Origin of the sequence: Pseudomonas sp. GM60 (assembly GCF_000282415.1) — a bacterium.
Taxonomy (GTDB): Bacteria; Pseudomonadota; Gammaproteobacteria; order Pseudomonadales; family Pseudomonadaceae; genus Aquipseudomonas; species Aquipseudomonas migulae.
Map to the genome: position 1 here is coordinate 65,235 of NZ_AKJI01000023.1, position 16,880 is coordinate 82,114.

A 16,880-nucleotide genomic window follows, 5' to 3' on the forward strand; every position below is an offset into this window, starting at 1 on the left:
ATTTGTGTAATACCGGAAAAACCTGCAGGCATAAAAAAAGCGCCGCCCTCCCGGCAGCGCTTTTATCAATCCGTTGTTTTTCTTCTTATCCTTCCATCACATCCCACAACGCTTCCAGTTCCGCTTCGCTGAATAAACCAGCGGGGTAACGCTCGATCATCATCCGGCGCGGATCAGGTTCCCTGATCTGACGCGTTCCATTGGACTTCAACCAGTGCGCCAGAATCTGGAGCGAATCGCTGTTCTTTACTGCCAGGGGATGCAATGCCCGCTCGCCCACCACATTCATTTCGGCGTTCATTTCCGCGCTCTCTCCTGGTTTGTGAGCGGCTAACTTATCCAAGGTTTATGACAGAACATCGAAGTCCTCCCCCTCCCTGTCTACACCAGGAGAGATACAAGAGCTGTGCCAATGTGTCTGGATGGTCGACAAGCGGATACAAAAAAAGCCCGTAGTCCTGACGGGCTGCGGGCTTTCTGCGAGGCGTACGGGGAAAACGTTTGCCTGAACGATTTAGCAATCAACTCAAGCTGTTACAACCCCACTCACTCCTTGTGTGGCGCGGGCTGTTGTTGGGTAAGGCAGTGGATGTTACCGCCTCCCAGTAACAGTTCGCGGCCCGGCACCATCACCACTTCGTGTTGCGGGAACAGGCTCTGCAAAATCTCTTTGGCCGGACCATCCAGTGGGTCGTCGAAACTTGGCGCGATGATGCCGCCGTTGACGATGAGAAAGTTCACGTAGGAACCGGCCAGACGAACGGTCGGATTGCGTTCCTGGGTGCCGTCCACCGGGTCGACGCCGGCGCACTCTTCTTCGGTCGCATACAGCGGCCCGGGAATCGGCATCTTGTGCACCGTGAATGGGCGACCTTTGGCGTCGGTGCTGCTTTCCAGCACTTTCATCGCCGCCTGGCAGCGCGGGTAATTCGGGTTTTGCGGATCGTCGGTCCAGGCCAGCAATACTTCGCCCGGTCGCACGTAGCAGCAGAAGTTATCCACATGGCCGTCGGTTTCGTCGTTGAACAAACCGTCCGGTAGCCAGATGATTTTATCCACAGCCAGATTCGCGCTGAGCATCGCTTCAATTTCCGCACGGTTCATGTGCGGGTTGCGATTGCGGTTGAGCAGGCATTCTTCAGTGGTGATCAGCGTGCCTTCACCATCCACATGAATCGAACCGCCCTCGAGCACAAAACCCTCGGTGCGATAACGCGGGCTGCGTTCGATCTCGAGGATCTTGCCGCCGACCTGCGAGTCGCGGTTCCAAGGCGAATACAACCCACCGTCAAAGCCGCCCCAGGAGTTGAAATCCCAGTTCACGCCGCGGACTTCACCGCTGTTATTGATGACGAATGTCGGGCCGGTATCGCGGACCCAGGCGTCGTCGCTGGACATCTCGACCACACGAATATTCGGCACGTCGAGACGCGCCCGGGCGTTTTCGTATTGGCCGGCGGACACCGCCACGGTCACCGGTTCGAAACGCGCGATGGCCTTGGCCACCGCCACGTGTGCGGCTTGCGCCGGTTTGCCGCCAAGGCGCCAGTTGTCCGGACGCTCGGGCCAGATCATCCAGGTTTGGGTTTGCGCCGCCCACTCGGCGGGCATGTAGAAGCCGTCGGCGCGCGGGGTGCTGTTTAAAGTGGTCATGCGGTCAGGACTCCAGGGAACCGTCGAGGGTTTTGAGCGCATTGTATAGGTTCGGGCGGCGATCACGGAACGAGCCCCATGCGCTGCGGATGTGCTCCAGTTCGTCGAGGTCGAAGCGATGAACCAATACGCCTTCTTCGGTTTTATTGAGTTCCTGAACCTTCTCGCCGAACTGGTTGGCGATGAACGACGAGCCGTAGAAGGTGATGTCGTACCCGTCCTGCTCCTCATTGCCGATACGGTTGCTGGCGATAAGCGGCATCAGGTTGGCACCGGCATGGCCCTGTTGCACACGCTGCCAATGGTCACGGGACGAAATGGTCTTGTCGTGCGGCTCGCTGCCGATGGCCGTCGGGTAGAACAGAATTTCCGCACCCAGCAACGCCATGCTGCGCGCGCATTCCGGGAACCACTGATCCCAGCAGATGCCCACGCCGATTTTCGCGTAGCGGGTGTTCCAGACTTTGAAGCCGGTATCGCCCGGGTTGAAGTAATACTTTTCGTGATAGCCAGGGCCGTCCGGGATGTGGCTTTTACGATAAATCCCGAGGTTGGAGCCGTCGGCATCGATGATCGCGATGCTGTTGAAACGCGCGCGGCCGGCCAGTTCGTAGAAGCTGATCGGCAGCACCACTTGCAGCTCTTTGGCGATTTTCTGGAAGTGCTTGATGGCGACGTTGTCTTCAACCGTCGTGGCCAGCTGCAGGTAATCCGGGTTCGGCTTCTGGCAGAAGTACGGCGCCTCGAACAGTTCCTGGATCAGGATGATCTGCGCGCCTTTGGCCGCAGCCTCACGGACCAGCCTTTCAGCGGTTTCGAGGTTGGCTTCAAGGTCCCAGGAACAGGCCATCTGGGTGGCGGCGACGGTAACGATACGGCTCATGAATCATCTCCGGGCAAGTGCTGTGGGTCGAGCTTGGCATCGACCGATGACAGAAAGGGAAGCGCCGGACGTGAAGAGACACGCCGCGGCAATGGCGACTTTATAGCCGATAAAAATCGGCTTTAAAAGCGATTAATCTTCCTTCTGTCGAAAACAACAGCACTTAAACCCGATAACAATCGAACTTAATCACCCCACCTCCTGTAGGAGCTGGCTTGCCAGCGATGGCGTCTTATCATTCAACATTTACGTCGACTGACCTGCCGCTATCGCCGGCAAGCCGGCTCCTACAGGTTTTCGTCAAGCACCTTCGCCAGCATGTCGACAAAGAAATCCACACTCTGGCGCGACGTAACCATCGGCGGTTTGATCTTGAGGACGTTCAGGTAATCACCGGTCGGCTGCATGAAAATCCCCAGCTCCCGCAACCGGTCACACAGCGCCGTCGTCTCCTCGGTCGCCGGCTCCAGGGTTTCGCGGTTGCGGATCAACTCCACGCCCAGATAAAAACCGGAACCGTGCACCGCGCCTACCAATGGATGACTGTCGATCAGCGCCTCAAGACGCTCCTTGAAATACCCGCCCACGACCTGGGCGTTTTCCCAGAGTTTTTCCTCTTCCATCACATCCAGAACGGCCATGCCGATCTGGCAACTGACCGGGCTACCCCCCGCCGACGAGAAGAAGTAGCCCTCGGCCTCCAGCGCTTCGGCGATTTCCCGACGGGTGATCACCGCGCCCAGCGGTTGGCCGTTACCCATGCCTTTGGCCATGGTGATGATGTCCGGCACCACGCCCTGCTCTTCGAAGCCCCAGAAGAAATGGCCCATGCGGCCGTAACCCACCTGCACTTCGTCGGCGATGCACACGCCGCCCTGCGCACGGACCATTGCATAGACCTGTTTCAGGTAACCCGGCGGCAGCGAAATACCACCGGCATTGCCATACACCGGCTCGCAGATGAAACCGGCCAGCGGGCGTTGCTGCTCAGCGATTTTCGCCAGGTTGTGTTCGACGCTGCGCACATAATCCGGCGCACTGTCCGGGCCACGGAATTCGCCGCGATAGGTGTTCGGCGCTGTCACCGGGTGCACCCAGTCGGGACGGCTGCTCAAGGCCTTGGGGTTGTCGGCGATCGAGGTCGAGACCGCGTCCGCGCCCACGGTCCAGCCGTGATACGCCTCCAGCACGCTGATGATGTCGCGACCGCCGCTGTAGGCCCACGCCAGACGGATCGCCAGGTCGTTGGCCTCGCTGCCGCTGTTGACCAGGAACACCCGGTCCATGCCCTCCGGCGACAGTTTCAGCAAGCGCTCGGAAAACTCGGCAACCGCTGCGTAGTTGAACCGCGAGTTGGTGTTGAGCAGCGACCATTGACGACTGGCGACCGCGGCCATGCGCGGATGACCGTGGCCAAGCACCGCGACGTTGTTGAGCATGTCGAGGTAGGAGCGGCCCTGCATGTCGATCAAGTGATTGCGCCAGCCGCGCTCGATGCGCGGCGGGTCGACGTAATAGTGCTTCTGCGTTCGGGCAAAACTGGCGTCGCGGCGCGCCAGCAAGGTCTGCGAATCAAGCTCTGCTTCGGCATCGCACGCCAGCCCCAGCAACGCCGCCGGTGACGGGCACAACGCTTGCCAGGCCGCCGCGCGCGAAGGTGTGCAAAACAACGGCGCATCGAGCGCCGCGCCTCGGCACAACTGCACCCGCAACGGGCCGCTGACCGAACCCAACACCTGGCCTTTGACCAGTGCCGCACCGGTGTGCAGCGATGGCGTCACGCCCCACAACCGCACGCTCAACTGCGGGCCGTCCAGTTGCAGCACACCCGGCGCCGGTTGATGAACAACCCCGGCAAACGGCGATTCGACCGCAGTGCCATGAGGCACCCGCAACTCGACATGCAACGGGCAGGTGTCTGGCTCCGACGCACTGTCCGGACGGGTGCGGGACAAACGGTATTGTCCGTAACGGCTCGCTGCCAAGCCGTGGGCCGCAGCCGCTTCGCTCAACAGACGCTGATCGATCCCCTCCTGCTCCCAGTTACCGGCCTCGAAATGCGGGCTCAATACGCCCAGATCGATCAAGGCAAATTCGCGCCCGACCAGGCTCGGCAGCAGCGGTGCGAAGCCTTCGCTGCCGATGTCCGGCAGGCTGTGACCTACCGAGGTGAGGATCGCCGCTTCCATCAACGCCAACGGCACCGACGTGGCCACGCGGAAAATCTCCCACTCATGGGTCAGGTTGTCGCGACTGTAGGCATTACCCGGGTCGATGCTGACCTGCTGCTCGCCGCTGAGCACCAGCACCGCCGCCCGCGCGACGATCAATGGCCACAGCGCCAGCAGCTCTTCGTGTTGCAGCGGATTGACCGCGTGATAGGCCTGAACCGCCGGCAAAATGTAGAACGGATCGCCACCGGCATGGTGCAGCAGCGCCGCGCAGGTCACCGACAGGTCGGTAATGCGCCACGTGCGGACCAGATCGCCGAAATCGATCACGCCCTGCAATTGCCACTGGCGTTGCGCATCGCGCTGCCAGACCGCGTTGTCGTCGGTGATGTCCATGTGAATGGCCTGTACCGGCAACTTGTCCACCAGCGGCTGCAAATGCCGCTCGGCCTGTTCGGCCACTTCGGCGATCAACGCGCGTTGTCGGTCATCTGCAATCACCGGCAGCAAATGCGCGATCAACGCATTCGCGTGGCGGGCGTCCCACTGAAGGGTGCGCTCAAGGCCCGGATGATCGAAAGCGGCCAGCGCCAGGTCCATTTCGCCGCAGAGCCGGCCGAAACCGGCCACCACGGATCCGGGCAGATGATCGAGATGCGTAAGCGACTGGCCCTCGATGTATTCGAGCAGGCGTACGTGCACCGCTTGCCCGCCGATATCCAGTGACAGCAAATCGGCGCCGCTTTGCGCGGCAATCACTCGCGGCACCGGCACACTGGAGTGGTCGGCCAGATGCTTGAGCCCGGCATGCTGGGCTTGCAGCTCCAGCACCGAATAGTCGCCCCGGCAGATTTTCAGGACGAAACGCCCATGCTGACTGTCAACGCGGAAGTTGAGGTCCTGCTGGCTGCCGAGCGCCTGCAGCTTTGCGCTCAGCCCGTAATGCCCCTCGAGCAGCTCTAGCGCTTGCTCCGCAGACACTTGCGGGCTGGGCAAACTGGCGCGATGAATCAACGTGGCGAGCGGCATACAACAACCCCTGAAATGTTATTAGGCGCTTATATCGCCACTGCATCGGTCGATAATCAACCCCCCTGTTGACGCGGCAAACCTTAAATAGCAGTCACTGCCCTCTTGCACCTCTACTATGCTGCCGACAAGCTATGATCACTCGCTACATCGTCTTTCGAAAAAAGGCTGGTCAACATGCGCATACTTATCACCGGCGGTGCCGGTTTCATTGGCTCTGCCCTGATTCGCCACCTGATTCGGTCCACCGAGCACGAAGTGCTCAACCTCGACAAACTGACCTACGCCGGCAATCTCGAATCGCTGACCAGCATCGCCACCGACACGCGCTACGAGTTCGTGCAGGCCGATATCGTCGATCAGGCGGCCGTGAGCGCGGTCCTGGCACGTTTCCAGCCTCATGCGATCATGCACCTGGCGGCGGAATCCCATGTCGACCGCTCAATCGATGGTCCATCGGATTTCATTCAGACCAACATCGTCGGCACCTACAGCCTGCTGGAGGCTGCCCGCGCCTACTGGCACACGCTGGCTACGCCTGAAAAAAACGCCTTCCGCTTCCATCACATCTCCACCGATGAGGTCTATGGCGACCTGCACGGCGTCGACGATCTGTTCACTGAAACGACGCCGTACGCGCCCAGCTCGCCGTACTCCGCCAGCAAGGCGGCCTCCGACCATCTGGTCCGCGCCTGGCAGCGTACCTACGGCCTGCCGGTGCTGCTGACCAACTGTTCGAACAATTACGGGCCGTTCCACTTTCCCGAAAAACTGATCCCGCTGGTAATTCTCAACGCCTTGGCCGGCAAGCCGCTGCCGGTGTATGGCGATGGCTTGCAAGTGCGCGACTGGCTGTTCGTCGAAGATCACGCCCGGGCGTTGCTCAAAGTGGTCACCGAAGGCGTCGTTGGCGAGACCTACAACATCGGCGGTCACAACGAGCAGAAGAACATCGACGTGGTACGCGGCATCTGCGCGCTGCTCGAAGAACTGGCCCCGAACAAACCTGCACACGTCGCGAAATTTACCGACCTGATCACCTTTGTCCATGACCGTCCCGGCCACGATCTGCGTTACGCGATCGACGCGAGCAAGATCGAACGCGAGCTCGGCTGGACGCCCGAAGAAACGTTCGAAACCGGCCTGCGCAAAACCGTTCAGTGGTATCTGGATAATCTGGAGTGGTGCCGTCGCGTTCAGGACGGCAGCTATCAGGGTGAACGCCTGGGCGCCATCGACATCAAGGAGTTACTCGCATGATGAAAGGAATTGTTTTGGCCGGCGGCACGGGCACGCGTCTGCACCCGATCACGCTCGGCGTCTCCAAACAGTTGTTGCCGGTCTATGACAAACCGATGATCTACTACCCGATCTCGGTACTGATGCTGGCCGGCATCAAAGACATTCTGTTGATTTCCACACCACAGGATCTGCCGCAATATCGCAACCTGTTGGGGAACGGCAGTCAGTTCGGCGTGAACTTCAGCTACGCCGAGCAGCCTTCACCGGATGGCCTGGCACAGGCCTTTCTGATCGGTGAAGAGTTCATTGGCGATGACCCGGTGTGCCTGATCCTCGGCGACAACATCTTCCATGGCCAGCACTTTGGCGACCAGTTGAAGAACGCCTCGAAACGCCCCTCCGGCGCCACTGTGTTCGGCTATTGGGTCAAAGACCCGGAGCGCTTCGGCGTGATTGATTTCGACAGCGAAGGCTGCGCCCTGTCGATCGAAGAAAAACCGGAAAAACCGAAATCCAGCTATGCCGTGACCGGTCTGTATTTCTACGACAACGATGTGATCGAGATTGCCAAAACGATCAAGCCTTCGCCTCGCGGCGAGCTGGAGATCACCGACGTCAACAATGCCTACCTCAAACGCGGCGATCTGCAGGTCGAGCGCTTCGGTCGCGGCTTCGCCTGGCTGGATACCGGCACCCACGACAGCTTGCTCGATGCTTCTCAGTACGTGCAAACCATCGAGCGCCGCCAAGGGCTCAAAGTGGCCTGCCTCGAAGAAATTGCTTACGACAATGGCTGGATCAGCCGTGAGCTTTTACTGGAGCGCGCCCGTTATTTCGGCAAGACCGGTTATGGCCAGTACCTCTACACGCTGGCCGGGGTAGAAAAGTGAAAGTGATTGAAACCGATCTGCCCGAAGTGCTGATCCTCGAACCCCAAGTCTTCGGGGATGAGCGTGGCTTTTTCTACGAGAGCTTCAACGCCAGGGCGTTCAAAGAGGCAACAGGACTGGACCGGCAATTCGTGCAGGACAACCATTCCCGCTCGCAGAAAGGCGTGCTGCGCGGCCTGCACTACCAACTGGAAAACATCCAGGGGAAACTGGTGCGAGTGACCGTCGGTGAAGTGCTGGATGTCGCCGTCGATGTACGTCGTGATTCGGCGAATTTCGGCCAGTGGGTGGCGGTGCGCTTGTCCGCAGAAAATCGTCGCCAACTGTGGGTACCGGAAGGCTTCGCCCACGGGTTTGTGGTGCTCAGCGACGTCGCCGAGTTTCTCTACAAGACCACGGACTATTACAACCCGTCCGCTGAGCGTTGCATCCGTTGGGACGATCCGACGCTGGCCATCGATTGGCAACTGGACGAAGCACCCCAGCTTTCGGCCAAAGACAAACTGGGAAAAACCTTGCAAGAGATCGATCTGTTTCCATGAGAATTCTTATCAGCGGTCAACATGGACAGGTTTCAAGTGAAGTGCAGAAGCGCCTGGGTGTTCTCGGCGAGTTGGTCGTTCCAGGTCGCGATCAGCTCGATCTGAGTCAACCGGAGCAAATTCGTCAGCAGGTCAGGCACGTTCGTCCCGATCTGATCATCAACGCGGCGGCTTTTACAGCGGTCGACAAGGCTGAAAGCGAGCCGGGACCCGCCTTCGCCGTCAACGCGCAGGCGCCGGGCATACTGGCCGAAGAAGCACTGGCGCTGGGCATCCCGTTGATTCATTACTCCACCGATTACGTGTTCGACGGCAGCAAGGGCGAGCCTTACAACGAGGACGATGCGCCTCACCCTCTGGGCGTTTATGGCCAGAGCAAACTGGCCGGCGAACAAGCCATCACGGCGGTGGGGGGCAAGCATCTGATTCTGCGGACCAGCTGGGTTTACTCGGCCCTCGGCCACAATTTCCTGCTGACGATGCAGCGTCTGCTGCAAGAAAAACCCGAGTTGCGCATCGTTGCCGACCAGATCGGCGCGCCCACTTGGGCCGGCACGATCGCCAACAGCACCCTCGCCCTGATCGAGCGCTGGCAGGCTGGTGAGCAGGGCGCCTGGGGCACTTATCACCTGACTGCTCAGGGTGAAACCTCATGGTTCGGTTTCGCCCAGGCCATCGGCGAAGCGCTGCGCAAACAGGGCAAGCCTTGCGCGCACCTGTTGCCCATCCCTTCCAGCGATTACCCGACGCCTGCCGCCCGACCGTTGAACTCGCGCCTCGATTGCAGTCGGCTGCTCCGCGAATGGGGCGTCAGTCAGCCAGACTGGCAAACCGCGCTGCGCGAGTGTCTTGCCGGGCAAGCCTAGGCATAATGCGCCTGTACCCTCAGGCGCCTGATGCTCATGACTCCGACCCTCCCCCGCAGACCCCGTTGGCGTAGCCTCGCCCTGCTGGCGCTGTGCCTGGCGCCGTTGCTCTGGCCGCTGGAGCATCTGGCCGAGCGTTATTACCGCAGCGAACTGGCCGGGCAGAACCGGCAGACCCTCGACCTGTACGTCGCCAACCTGCTGGGCACCCTGCATCGCTATGAAGTGCTGCCGCAGATCCTCGGCGACCTGCCGGCCCTGCGCGCCACGCTCGGGGCCCCTGATGACGGTGTGACCCAAGGCAATGCCAACCGCTTGCTGAAGAACATCAGCGCGCAGACCGGTGCCGAAGTCATGTACCTCATGGACACCACCGGCAAGACCCTTGCGGCGTCCAATTGGGACAAACACGACAGCTTCGTCGGCCGGAATTTTTCGTTCCGCCCGTACTTCAGCGAAGCCATGGCCGGGCGTCTCGGGCGGTTTTTCGGGCTGGGCACCACCTCGGCCAAACGCGGTTACTTCTTTGCGGCGGCCGTGCGTGACGGCGAAAAAATCCTCGGCGTGCTGGTGGTCAAGGTCGACCTGGACCACACCGAAAGCCTTTGGGGTAAAACCCCGGAACAACTGCTGGTCACCGACCACAACGGCGTGGTCATCCTCACCTCGCGGCCAGAGTGGCGATTCCGCTCGACCCGGCCACTGGGCGAGGGCGAGCGCGAGGCAATCACTGCGATTCAACCCTATCCGACCCGCGACCCGAAGCCGTTGAATCTCAATCCTGACGCCTGGCTGACCCAGACCCGGCAGATCGACGAAACCGGCTGGAGCGTCAGCATTCTTGCACCGCGCACCTTGATCGATCGCCCTGTGCGCACGGTGGTCGCCATCGGCGGTGCGACGCTGTTGGTGTTGATGCTGCTGCTCGGCCTGATGATGCAACGGCGCCGTCACTACCTTGAACGGATCGCCTTTGAAGCCAAGGCCCGGCGCGAACTGGAAGGCCGGGTCGCTGAACGAACCAGCGACCTCGAAGGCCTGAACCGCCGACTGAAACAGGAAGTGCTGGAGCGCGAGCACGCCCAACAGGAACTGGTGCGCGCCCAGGATGACCTGGTGCAGGCCGGCAAGCTGTCGGCGCTCGGGACCATGTCGGCAAGCATCAGCCATGAACTGAATCAACCGCTGGCCGCCATCCGCAGCTACGCGGAAAACGCCGAAGTGCTGCTCGATCATCAGCGCACCGACGATGCGCGCGGCAACCTCAAACTGATCAGCGAACTGACCGGGCGCATGGCTTCGATCATCGCGCACCTGCGTGCCTTTGCCCGGCGTGATCGCCACGCGCCGGAAAGCGTCGCGCTGCAACCGGCGCTCGACGACGCGCTGGCGCTGTTGGCCAAGCGTCGACGGAGCATGGAAGTCGAGCTGATCCGCGATTTGCCCGCCGCCACGCTGTGGGTCGAGGCCGGGGAAACCCGTCTGCGCCAGGTGCTCGGCAATCTGTTGGCCAACGCACTGGACGCGCTGACGGAAAAGGGCCCGCCGCGTAAACTCTGGTTGAGTGCCCAATCCACCGCCGACGGCGTCATTCTGTACATTCGCGACAACGGCCCCGGCTTTTGCATGGAGGCCCTTGGCCGCGCCAGCGAGCCCTTCTACACCACCAAGACCCGCACGCAGGGGCTCGGTCTGGGGCTGGCGATTTGCGAAACCCTGATGCGCGCCTTCGGCGGTGAACTGTCGTTCGCCAACCACAAGGAAGGCGGCGCCCTGATTACCCTGAAACTGCGCGCAGGCGCACCGGGCGTGAGCCTGCAACCGTCCGAGGACCGAAGTGCATGACCATCGACAACCGCATCCAGGTCGTGCTGATCGACGATGATCCCCATCTGCGCCAGGCCCTGAGCCAGACGCTGGATCTGGCCGGCCTGAAAATCCTGCCGCTGGCCGAAGCCAAGGGCCTGGCCGGGCAACTGGAACGCGACTGGCCGGGCGTGGTGGTCAGCGATATCCGCATGCCCGGCATGGACGGTCTCGAACTGCTGACCGAACTGCACGCCCAGGACCCGGAACTGCCGGTGCTGCTGATCACCGGTCACGGCGACGTGCCGCTGGCGGTGCAAGCCATGCGTGCCGGGGCTTATGACTTTCTGGAAAAACCGTTCGCCAGCGACGCCTTGCTCGACAGCGTGCGCCGCGCGTTGGCCCTGCGCCGACTGGTGCTGGACAACCGCAGCTTGCGTCTGGCCCTCAGCGACCGCAATGAACTGAGCACAAGACTGGTCGGGCAATCGGCGCCAATGCTGCGTCTGCGCGAGCAGATCGGTGCACTGGCGGCGACCAAGGCCGATGTGCTGATCCTCGGCGAAACCGGCGCCGGCAAAGAAGTCGTGGCGCGGGCGCTGCACGATTTGTCGAACCGGCGTAATGGCCCGTTTGTAGCGATCAACGCCGGGGCTCTGGCCGAATCCGTGGTGGAAAGCGAGTTGTTCGGTCACGAGCCGGGCGCGTTTACCGGTGCGCAGAAGCGCCGTATCGGCAAATTCGAATTCGCCAGCGGCGGCACGGTTTTCCTCGATGAAATCGAAAGCATGAGCCTGGACGTGCAGGTGAAACTGCTGCGCTTGCTGCAAGAACGTGTAGTCGAGCGTCTGGGCGGCAATCAGTTGATCCCGCTGGACATCCGCATCATCGCCGCGACCAAGGAAGACCTGCGCCAGGCCGCTGATCAGGGCCGCTTCCGCGCCGACTTGTATTACCGCCTGAACGTCGCCCCGCTGCGCATTCCGCCGCTGCGCGAACGCGGTGAAGATGCGCTGATGCTGTTCCAGCACTTTGCCGATGAAGCCAGTGCTCGCCATGGCTTGCCGCCCCACGAACTGCAACCGGGGCAACGGGCGCTGCTGCTGCGTCACACCTGGCCGGGCAACGTGCGGGAACTGCAAAACGCCGCCGAACGTTTCGCCCTGGGCCTCGAACTGGCGCTGGACAACAACGCGCCGGATGGCACGGCGGGCACAACGGTTGAAGCGGTCAGCGGCGGCTTGAGCGAGCAGGTGGAAAACTTCGAGAAAACGCTGATTGCCGCCGAACTGGCACGCTCTCACAGCTCGGTGCGCAGCCTCGCCGAAGCCCTCGGCATTCCGCGCAAAACCTTGCACGACAAACTGCGCAAGCACGGCCTCAACTTCGCCGACAGCGGCGCCAGCAGCCACACCGACGAACTCGATTGAATCCGTCATCACTTCAAACAAGGGGCCCTGCATGAGCCGCGACAGTCGTCATCTGGAATCAGTCCTCCACCGCGATATCCCCCTGACGCAGGCCATGGGTATCAAAGTGCTCGACTGGCACGACCAGCAACTGCGCCTGCACTTGCCGCTGGAAGCCAACGTCAATCACAAAAGCACCATGTTCGGCGGCAGCCTGTACTGCGGCGCGGTGCTGGCGGGTTGGGGGTGGCTGCATTTGCGTTTGCGTGAAGAAGGGATTGAAGACGGGCACATCGTGATTCACGAAGGGCAAATCAGCTATCCGCTGCCGGTGACCATGGACGCGACCGCGATTTGCCAGGCACCGAGTGCGGCGGTGTGGAAGAAGTTTCTGGCGATGTATCAGCGCTATGGAAGAGCGCGGTTGACGCTGCATTCGCGGATTGTGAATGCCGATAGCGATGACGACGCCGTGAGGTTTGCCGGGCAGTACGTCCTGCACCGGTAAATCTCAGCGGCTGATCGCTCCCACACTCCGCGTGGGACGATCCATCTTTGTAGGAGCCGGCTTGCCGGCGATCCAGGCAACACGGTGCGCCTGACACACCGCTATCGCCGGCAAGCCGGCTCCTACAAGGTAGCGAGCTTCAGCAACTTTTTGCGCCAGACGGCCTTCGCCGGTAACGCCAGGAAAAATTCATTCAACAGCGATTCCCGCGCCGGATAGCTGAACGGCTTTCCGCTCAACTCCAGCACTTCACCGCCCGCCCCTTCCAGCACACCCTGGGCCGCCGCCGTATCCCACTGCGAAGTCGGCGCCAACCGTGGGTAACAATCTGCCGCCCCTTCCGCCAACAAACAAAACTTCAGCGAACTGCCAATATTGGCCAGTTGCAGCTCACCCAGGCTGTCGCTCAACCCGGCGAGCAAGCGTTCCTGTTCAGGGCTCGAATGCCGACGGCTGGCGACGACCGTGAAGGCCTCGCCTGGGGCGGGCACAGTGCGAACCTGAATCGGCAGCGGCTCGGCGTCCTTATCACCACGCCACGCGCCCAGACCGGCACCACCGACGTAGAAGCGTCCATTGGTCGGCATCGACACCACGCCAAACACCACTCGCCCCTGCTCGATCAACGCGATGTTGACGGTAAATTCTTCGCTGCCAGAGATGAACTCCTTGGTGCCGTCCAGCGGATCGACCAGCCACCAGCGCTGCCAACCGGCGCGCACGCTCTGCGGGATGTTGGCGTCCTCTTCGGACAACACCGGGATGCTCGGGTCCAGCGCGGTCAGCCCGGCCAGAATCAGATGATGAGCGGCCAGGTCGGCAGCGGTGACCGGTGAATCATCGGCCTTGGCGGTCACGGTCGTGCCGGTGCGCCAGAACGGCAGGATCGCGTCGCCAGCCTTCAATGCCAGTTCAATCACCGGCGCCATCAATGGATGCGGGAAATTCATGGCAGGAACACCCCGCGCTGGGTCAACAGGTCACGGGCCAGGTACAACGCCGCCAAGGCACGGCCCTCGGTGAATTTCGGGTTCTGGGCCAGGGCCGACAGCTCTCGCAGGTTGATCTTGTCCACGCGCATCGGTTCAGGCTCGTCGCCTTCAAGCCGTTCTTCGTACAACTCCGTGGCCAACACCACCTGAATTTTCTGGCTCATGTAGCCCGGCGACAAGGACAGCTCGGTGAGGTGTTCCAGTTGTCGCGCGCCATACCCGGCTTCTTCCTTGAGCTCACGCTCGGCCGCCGCCAGCACGTCTTCACCCGGCTCGATCAAACCTTTGGGCAGCGACATCTCGTATTCATCGGTGCCGCCGCAATATTCCTCGACCAGCACCGCATGATCTGCGTCGAGCATCGCCACGATCATCACCGCGCCATACCCGGCGCCTTTGCCGACCAGTCGCTCATAGGTGCGCTCCACGCCATTGGAAAAGCGCAATTTCAGCTCTTCGACGCAGAACAAGCGGCTGGTGGCGACGATCTCGCGGGCGAGGATGGTGGGTTTCTGGCGCATGAAAAGCTCCTTGGCGTGAACGCGTTACTATACCCGGCCTATCCTGATTGTTGACCTCGGATATCTCTTTTACCGCTGGAGAAGTTTTTTATGTCCCTGCTGCCCTGGCGAGACATCGACACCGTTCTGCTCGATATGGACGGCACGCTGCTGGACCTGCACTTCGACAACCATTTCTGGCTGGAACACTTGCCCCAGCGTTACGCCGAATTGCACGGTGTGAGCCGGGCCATGGCCGAGATGGAATTGCAGCCACTGTTTGAACGCCATGCCGGCCAGTTGCAGTGGTATTGCCTGGATTTCTGGAGCGCCGAACTGAAGCTGCCGGTGCGTGAGCTGAAACTGGAGACCGCGCACCTGATCGCGTTGCGCCCGGACGCGGATACGTTTCTGGAGGCGATCAAGCAGGCCGGCAAGCGGGTGGTGATGATCACCAATGCACATCGGGATTCGCTGTCACTGAAACTGGAACGAATTGAACTGGCGCCGTATTTCGAGCGGTTGATCAGCTCGCATGATTACGGCTTTCCCAAAGAGAATCCGCAGTTCTGGCAGGCATTGCAGACGGATATCGGGTTTGATCCGGCGCGCAGTCTGTTTATCGACGATACGTTGTCGATCTTGCGCAGTGCGCGGGATTTTGGGGTCGCGCATTTGTTGGCGGTGAAGGAGCCGGATAGCCGCAAAGGGCCGAAGGACACGGCGGAGTTTGCGGCGGTGGTTGATTATCGGGAGTTGATTGCGGGGCTTTAGACCGAGGTGTCTGCATCGCCGGCAAGCCGGCTCCTACAGGTTTTGTGTCGTTCACAAATAATGCGTACGACTCAATCCTGTAGGAGCCGGCTTGCCGGCGATAGCCATCACACGGTCTTAAACCTTACTCAGGAATCCGCAACGACTGCCCCGGATAAATCTTGTCTGGATGGGACAACAGCGGCTTGTTGGCCTCGAAAATCTTGTTGTATTTATTAGCATTGCCATACACGCGCAATGAAATCGCGCTGAGGGTGTCGCCCTTCACGACCGTGACAAATTTCGCGGCGACGACCGCAGGTCCGGTCACCGCAATCTGATCATCCACGCTGCCAACACCGGCAATATTGCCCACGGCCAGCAGGATTTTTTCTTTCTCTTCCTGGGTCGCCACCTCACCGGTCACCGTGACTTTGTCGCCATCTACCGTCGCCTGCACATTCGGATTGCCCAGGCCGACCTTGCTGATGTGTTCCTTCAACTGCTCGCTGGCATTGGCGTTACCCGGCGTCAGCAAATCGATAAGCTTTTCGCCTGCTTCCTTCACAAAGCTAAAAATACTCATGGTGCACTCTCCTTGGTTTTTGGTTCCAGACGCAAAAGCCTAGACCAAGGTTGCAACACCCGGTTCCTACCCGACCAATGACGCCGCTTGCCCCCAGGCGCTAGAATCCCGACCTTCCCGCGCCCTGGAGCGAAGATGGACATCAAGCAGCTGAAATTCCTCATCGCCCTCGACGAAACCCGGCATTTCGGCCAGGCCGCTGCACGTTGTCACGTCACTCAGCCGACCCTGTCCATGCGCTTGCGCAGCCTTGAAGAAGAACTCGAGCTACCGTTGGTCAACCGTGGCCAGCGCTTCGAAGGCTTCACCGCGCCGGGCGAGCGGGTGCTGGCGTGGGCGCGCACGGTGCTCGCGGCCTACGACGGTTTGCAGGCCGAAGCCGCCGCCTGTCGCGGCAACCTGGTCGGTACGCTGCGTCTGGGCGTGGTGCCGTTGTCGAGTTTCGACCCGCTGCCGCTGCTGCAACGCTTGCACGGCGAACACCCGAACCTGCGCTTCGAACTCTCGGCGCTGAGCTCCGAGCAGATCCTCGAACAACTGGCGAACAATCGCCTGGATCTTGGCGTGTCGTACCTGGAGCGTCTGGACGCCGAACGTTTCGATTCCCTGGCGTTCAGCGAAACCCGCATGGGCCTGCTCTACGATCAGCGCTTCTTCACCTTCGGTGAGGCGCCGCTGAGCTGGGAGTCGCTGATCGAATTGCCGCTGGGCATGCTCACCAGCGGCATGCATTTCCGCCAGTCCATCGACCACAATTTCCACAGCCGCGGCCTTACTCCGCAGCCGTTGTTGCAAACCGATGCCGTGCATCAACTGTTACAAGCTGTTCATGGCGGGTTGTGTTGCGCCGTGATGCCGCTCGAAGGCGGCCTGGAAAACCTGACTGACCATCTGCGCCTGCAACCGATCGAAAACGCCCAGACCCTCGGCCGGCTGGGGCTGATCATGCGGCGCAGCGCACCGCGCTCGGCGTTGGCGGAGGCCTGTTTCGCGATCTATCAACAATCAATGACAAGCTCTTGATCGACGCCATCTATCGGCAGATCAGTA

16 protein-coding genes are annotated in these 16,880 nt (G+C 61.0%); 9 read left to right on the forward strand and 7 right to left on the reverse strand.

Translation table 11 applies throughout. The annotated features are described in order from the left end of the window. Positions 1-85 precede the first annotated feature (85 nt). The 4 genes from PMI32_RS25910 to PMI32_RS25895 form a co-directional block, all read right to left on the reverse strand. Positions 86-301 carry a hypothetical protein gene (locus tag PMI32_RS25910; protein ID WP_008025019.1) on the reverse strand — a complete coding sequence of 72 codons (216 nt, stop codon included), beginning with the start codon at positions 299-301 and terminating at the stop codon, positions 86-88. Between the two features lie 245 nt (positions 302-546). Continuing rightward, on the reverse strand, positions 547-1,653 hold the full coding sequence (aguA, locus tag PMI32_RS25905; protein WP_008025020.1) for an agmatine deiminase: 1,107 nt from the start codon (positions 1,651-1,653) through the stop codon (positions 547-549). Between the two features lie 4 nt (positions 1,654-1,657). Continuing rightward, complete coding sequence (aguB, locus tag PMI32_RS25900) at positions 1,658-2,536, reverse strand: N-carbamoylputrescine amidase (RefSeq protein WP_008025021.1); 879 nt, start codon at positions 2,534-2,536, stop codon at positions 1,658-1,660. Between the two features lie 287 nt (positions 2,537-2,823). Beyond that, on the reverse strand, positions 2,824-5,736 hold the full coding sequence (locus PMI32_RS25895; RefSeq protein WP_008025023.1) for an aminotransferase: 2,913 nt from the start codon (positions 5,734-5,736) through the stop codon (positions 2,824-2,826). Between the two features lie 177 nt (positions 5,737-5,913). Between PMI32_RS25895 and rfbB the strand changes: the two genes are divergently transcribed. From rfbB to PMI32_RS25860, 7 genes are read left to right on the forward strand one after another with little or no spacing between them, the layout of a single operon-like run. Continuing rightward, the gene (rfbB, locus tag PMI32_RS25890) at positions 5,914-6,996 is read left to right on the forward strand and encodes a dTDP-glucose 4,6-dehydratase (protein ID WP_008025025.1); all 1,083 of its coding nucleotides are present in this window, start codon (positions 5,914-5,916) and stop codon (positions 6,994-6,996) included. Then, entirely contained in the window at positions 6,993-7,868 is an 876-nt protein-coding gene (gene rfbA / locus PMI32_RS25885; protein ID WP_008025026.1) for a glucose-1-phosphate thymidylyltransferase RfbA, read from the forward strand. Before rfbB ends, rfbA begins: the two co-directional genes overlap by 4 nt. After that, on the forward strand, positions 7,865-8,410 hold the full coding sequence (gene rfbC, locus PMI32_RS25880; RefSeq protein ID WP_008025028.1) for a dTDP-4-dehydrorhamnose 3,5-epimerase: 546 nt from the start codon (positions 7,865-7,867) through the stop codon (positions 8,408-8,410). Before rfbA ends, rfbC begins: the two co-directional genes overlap by 4 nt. Next, the gene (gene rfbD, locus PMI32_RS25875; RefSeq protein ID WP_008025030.1) at positions 8,407-9,276 is read left to right on the forward strand and encodes a dTDP-4-dehydrorhamnose reductase; all 870 of its coding nucleotides are present in this window, start codon (positions 8,407-8,409) and stop codon (positions 9,274-9,276) included. The genes rfbC and rfbD overlap by 4 nt, the downstream gene beginning before the upstream one ends. Positions 9,277-9,312: 36 nt before the next feature. After that, on the forward strand, positions 9,313-11,121 hold the full coding sequence (locus PMI32_RS25870; RefSeq protein ID WP_032828580.1) for a sensor histidine kinase: 1,809 nt from the start codon (positions 9,313-9,315) through the stop codon (positions 11,119-11,121). Then, on the forward strand, positions 11,118-12,512 hold the full coding sequence (locus tag PMI32_RS25865) for a sigma-54-dependent transcriptional regulator (protein WP_008025032.1): 1,395 nt from the start codon (positions 11,118-11,120) through the stop codon (positions 12,510-12,512). The genes PMI32_RS25870 and PMI32_RS25865 overlap by 4 nt, the downstream gene beginning before the upstream one ends. 31 nt (positions 12,513-12,543) lie before the next feature. Then, complete coding sequence (locus PMI32_RS25860) at positions 12,544-12,999, forward strand: thioesterase domain-containing protein (RefSeq protein ID WP_008025033.1); 456 nt, start codon at positions 12,544-12,546, stop codon at positions 12,997-12,999. 122 nt (positions 13,000-13,121) lie between these two features. Here PMI32_RS25860 and cysQ read toward each other — a convergent pair whose 3' ends face one another. Together cysQ and nudE are read right to left on the reverse strand one after the other, a co-directional pair. Continuing rightward, positions 13,122-13,949, reverse strand: coding sequence for a 3'(2'),5'-bisphosphate nucleotidase CysQ (gene cysQ / locus PMI32_RS25855; protein WP_008025034.1), 828 nt, complete (start codon positions 13,947-13,949; stop codon positions 13,122-13,124). Further along, positions 13,946-14,512, reverse strand: a complete 567-nt coding sequence (nudE, locus tag PMI32_RS25850) for an ADP compounds hydrolase NudE (RefSeq protein WP_008025035.1) — start codon at positions 14,510-14,512, stop codon at positions 13,946-13,948. Before nudE ends, cysQ begins: the two co-directional genes overlap by 4 nt. Before the next feature lie 90 nt (positions 14,513-14,602). Between nudE and yrfG the strand changes: the two genes are divergently transcribed. Further along, positions 14,603-15,265 (forward strand): GMP/IMP nucleotidase, encoded by a 663-nt coding sequence (gene yrfG, locus PMI32_RS25845; RefSeq protein WP_008025036.1) that lies wholly within the window; start codon positions 14,603-14,605, stop codon positions 15,263-15,265. A gap of 124 nt (positions 15,266-15,389) precedes the next feature. Here the strand turns inward: yrfG and lysM are convergent, their stop codons facing one another. Further along, positions 15,390-15,830, reverse strand: coding sequence for a peptidoglycan-binding protein LysM (lysM, locus tag PMI32_RS25840; RefSeq protein WP_008025037.1), 441 nt, complete (start codon positions 15,828-15,830; stop codon positions 15,390-15,392). A 135-nt stretch (positions 15,831-15,965) separates the two neighbouring features. Here lysM and PMI32_RS25835 point away from each other — a divergent pair, with 135 nt between their 5' ends. Next, positions 15,966-16,853, forward strand: a complete 888-nt coding sequence (locus PMI32_RS25835; RefSeq protein WP_008025038.1) for a LysR family transcriptional regulator — start codon at positions 15,966-15,968, stop codon at positions 16,851-16,853. Positions 16,854-16,880: the final 27 nt, after the last annotated feature.

What these genes read in the sequence shown, in the direction of transcription:
- PMI32_RS25910 (WP_008025019.1), bottom strand. Translation starts at nt 301, where the DNA reads ATGAACGCCGAAATGAATGTGGTGGGCGAGCGGGCATTGCATCCCCTG.
- aguA (WP_008025020.1), bottom strand. Translation starts at nt 1,653, where the DNA reads ATGACCACTTTAAACAGCACCCCGCGCGCCGACGGCTTCTACATGCCC.
- aguB (WP_008025021.1), bottom strand. Translation starts at nt 2,536, where the DNA reads ATGAGCCGTATCGTTACCGTCGCCGCCACCCAGATGGCCTGTTCCTGG.
- PMI32_RS25895 (WP_008025023.1), bottom strand. Translation starts at nt 5,736, where the DNA reads ATGCCGCTCGCCACGTTGATTCATCGCGCCAGTTTGCCCAGCCCGCAA.
- rfbB (WP_008025025.1), top strand. Translation starts at nt 5,914, where the DNA reads ATGCGCATACTTATCACCGGCGGTGCCGGTTTCATTGGCTCTGCCCTG.
- rfbA (WP_008025026.1), top strand. Translation starts at nt 6,993, where the DNA reads ATGATGAAAGGAATTGTTTTGGCCGGCGGCACGGGCACGCGTCTGCAC.
- rfbD (WP_008025030.1), top strand. Translation starts at nt 8,407, where the DNA reads ATGAGAATTCTTATCAGCGGTCAACATGGACAGGTTTCAAGTGAAGTG.
- PMI32_RS25870 (WP_032828580.1), top strand. Translation starts at nt 9,313, where the DNA reads ATGACTCCGACCCTCCCCCGCAGACCCCGTTGGCGTAGCCTCGCCCTG.
- PMI32_RS25865 (WP_008025032.1), top strand. Translation starts at nt 11,118, where the DNA reads ATGACCATCGACAACCGCATCCAGGTCGTGCTGATCGACGATGATCCC.
- PMI32_RS25860 (WP_008025033.1), top strand. Translation starts at nt 12,544, where the DNA reads ATGAGCCGCGACAGTCGTCATCTGGAATCAGTCCTCCACCGCGATATC.
- cysQ (WP_008025034.1), bottom strand. Translation starts at nt 13,949, where the DNA reads ATGAATTTCCCGCATCCATTGATGGCGCCGGTGATTGAACTGGCATTG.
- nudE (WP_008025035.1), bottom strand. Translation starts at nt 14,512, where the DNA reads ATGCGCCAGAAACCCACCATCCTCGCCCGCGAGATCGTCGCCACCAGC.
- yrfG (WP_008025036.1), top strand. Translation starts at nt 14,603, where the DNA reads ATGTCCCTGCTGCCCTGGCGAGACATCGACACCGTTCTGCTCGATATG.
- lysM (WP_008025037.1), bottom strand. Translation starts at nt 15,830, where the DNA reads ATGAGTATTTTTAGCTTTGTGAAGGAAGCAGGCGAAAAGCTTATCGAT.
- PMI32_RS25835 (WP_008025038.1), top strand. Translation starts at nt 15,966, where the DNA reads ATGGACATCAAGCAGCTGAAATTCCTCATCGCCCTCGACGAAACCCGG.